At 50.6% G+C, this 2,353-nt stretch carries 4 protein-coding genes and 1 pseudogene; all 5 read right to left on the reverse strand.

Features of this window, described 5'->3' with window-relative positions; genetic code table 11:
• Positions 1-104: 104 nt before the first annotated feature.
• Entirely contained in the window at positions 105-494 is a 390-nt protein-coding gene (locus tag J8X26_RS26695; protein ID WP_208952548.1) for a hypothetical protein, read from the reverse strand.
• Positions 487-822, reverse strand: coding sequence for a phage head closure protein (locus tag J8X26_RS26700; RefSeq protein ID WP_208952549.1), 336 nt, complete (start codon positions 820-822; stop codon positions 487-489). Before J8X26_RS26700 ends, J8X26_RS26695 begins: the two co-directional genes overlap by 8 nt.
• Before the next feature lie 10 nt (positions 823-832).
• Positions 833-1,159: a head-tail connector protein gene (locus J8X26_RS26705; protein WP_152326380.1), complete on the reverse strand. Its 327-nt coding sequence runs from the start codon at positions 1,157-1,159 to the stop codon at positions 833-835.
• On the reverse strand, positions 1,156-2,157 hold the full coding sequence (locus tag J8X26_RS26710; protein WP_208952550.1) for a phage gp6-like head-tail connector protein: 1,002 nt from the start codon (positions 2,155-2,157) through the stop codon (positions 1,156-1,158). Before J8X26_RS26710 ends, J8X26_RS26705 begins: the two co-directional genes overlap by 4 nt.
• Positions 2,150-2,353: pseudogene (locus J8X26_RS26715) on the reverse strand (phage portal protein); the annotation flags it as partial. The pseudogene J8X26_RS26715 and the gene J8X26_RS26710, both read right to left, overlap by 8 nt.

Raw genomic sequence — 2,353 nt, forward strand, 5'->3', positions numbered from 1 at the left:
CATGGCCTCTTTACCCGCAGAAGCCATCACTTTCACAGCGACTTTTTCACCCAGGGCTTCAAGTTGCCGCTCAAGTTCTTTCAGCCCCTGAACCTCCATTCGGATCATGATGAGTCCTCATAGAAATAAATGATGTAGTCCCTTACCAGCCGGTACTGCACACGGTTACTCGTCAATGTTACGCAGTCCTGAATAATGCTCGCGCGTTCGACATACTGAACCGGGTAATCAGAGATTTTGCCGTGCTGAATATCGCGCCAGACAGACCAGATGGCCCGATCAAGCCCCACTAGAGCGGTATAATCATTTATTCGATAAATCGAGATTTGGAACCGCCCGGCGATTAAACCGGTGCGAACCATTCCGGCATCCATCTCAGGATCGGATATACGTTGAAATGTAATGCCCTCCTGAACCGGGTCCGGAAGTAGCAAGGGATAAACGGACAGCCCGGAAAGGTTGCTAAGTTCAGTTCTGATGGCATCCTCAATCATGACGAGCGTCTCTTTCAGCTTTAAGGATCAGGCGGTCGCTCAGACTATGGTCAACAGCTACCACCGTATAGCTGGCCTCTTTCCACCAGACTTTCCAGTCAATTTGGACAGCATGATCAGGCCGAATAGTGAAATGCCAGGTTTCCACAACCTGCTGTTGGTCAAGCGTGCGAATTTTCCGATTTGACATCATTTCCGCCGCTGCCCAGACTTTCGCGACATCGACAGGCATGCCCGGCAAAGGCTCACCCAGCGGGCCAGTAGTAACGTCTATCATTTGCAGGGTGATCCGTGCAGTGAGTTTCCCGGCTTCAAGCCCTGTAGTCATAAACTCATCCTTAAACAATGGTTGGTGTATGAAGCGTGTAAATGAATGCAGTGACACTGAAAGGAAGATTACCCTGAGAGTAGCGCTGCTCCTCTTCGCCGTTTTTCACCCTTTCGAATATACCAATCAGAATGAGGGTGGACCGCTTAACCCTCGCCAGCGCCTCTCCATCGATTAGATCTCCCGAATCGTCAATAATCTCTGAACGAGATGGCTTCACATAATCCAAAATTACCGCGCTGGCCTGGTATATGGCGTCCTGCAAATCCTGATCAGCAGCATCAGTGTCAATGCGGAGATAAGATTTCACTTCAGCAAGCGTGACCAGTCCGATCATGTTTTTGCCCTCGCATCCCGGCCCCGCTTAACGGCAAGTTTCCACCCCTTTGAAGATGGCTCTCCTGGCTTGTCGGACGTCTCTGCATGGCAATACCACACTGACCCTGCCCAGGTGACGCTGTCGCCGGGCAAGTACTTTTCACCGTCTTTGAATATGTCGCGGTAAATCATTACCGGAATGCAGAAGGATTTTTCGGTCCTGGTACCGCTGGCCAACTGAGCAGTGATGGTGAATTCACGCTCGTTAGCTTGGCTGATATCAACGGAGGAAATGCCATCAACCAGGCATTCCCAGCCATTTAACCCGGTTGTCTTCTGGTATGATCGCCATATCCCTCCGTCATGTATGGCATAACTGCCACGGGGGTATGACTTTTCTTCATCGATGCAGGGCATTATTTCTAACTGCAAAGCATCTTTGCCGTCTTCGCCCGGTTCACCGTTTTTCGGAACAGGAAGTACGGAAACTGCGTCTTTTACCATCTGATGAATGTCAGGCAGTTCCGGCTGCGGGATTTCAATTTCCTGCACGGCTTTTCGCACCAAGCTTTCGATATCAGGAAGTTCTGGTGATTTCGGTGCTTCCGGCACTGGCATTGCAGACACGGCATCCTTCACCAGTTGGTGGACGTCGGGCAGCTCGGGTTGTTTAATTTCGATCCCAGCCACCACTGCTCTCACCATTTGCTCAATATCAGGCAACTCCTGCGGTTCAGGGGCTGGCGGCGCGGGTATAACGGACACCGCTTCCTTTACCATCTGGTGGAAATCGGGCAGTTCAGGCGCAACGGGGATATTAATTTGTGATAAAACAGCCCTGACTATCGCCCCTTCATCTGGCGTGACTTCCAAAATTTTCTTAATCTGGGTTTTCAACCGGTCTATTTCTTCTGACTTTTCGGTTAACGCGATATCGTATTTTTTCTGCACAACCAACAATTGCTCTCTTACCGCCTCACCAACGGCCTTCAGCAGTGACATGTCACGTTCATTCATGAGTAAGCAGTCCTTTCAGCATTGCCCTGACCATGAACTGTTCCGGCTCGGACAGAGCCTTGGTGTTTTCGTCGTCAACGGGCGTTGTTGGGGGCGGTGTGATGGTCGTTTGGGCTTTGTTAGTCGAGCCAAAGGGATCATCCTGAGCATCGCGCTTAGCGAGTGCAGACAGGCTGTAATTTTGCTGTTGCATATA

The sequence above is a fragment of the Rahnella sp. ChDrAdgB13 genome, from assembly GCF_017655185.1.
Taxonomy (GTDB): Bacteria; Pseudomonadota; Gammaproteobacteria; order Enterobacterales; family Enterobacteriaceae; genus Rahnella; species Rahnella contaminans.

Excerpts from the sequence above, each read along its gene's own strand:
- J8X26_RS26695 (WP_208952548.1), bottom strand. The coding sequence starts at position 494 with ATGATTGAGGATGCCATCAGAACTGAACTTAGCAACCTTTCCGGGCTG.
- J8X26_RS26700 (WP_208952549.1), bottom strand. The coding sequence starts at position 822 with ATGACTACAGGGCTTGAAGCCGGGAAACTCACTGCACGGATCACCCTG.
- J8X26_RS26705 (WP_152326380.1), bottom strand. The coding sequence starts at position 1,159 with ATGATCGGACTGGTCACGCTTGCTGAAGTGAAATCTTATCTCCGCATT.
- J8X26_RS26710 (WP_208952550.1), bottom strand. The coding sequence starts at position 2,157 with ATGAATGAACGTGACATGTCACTGCTGAAGGCCGTTGGTGAGGCGGTA.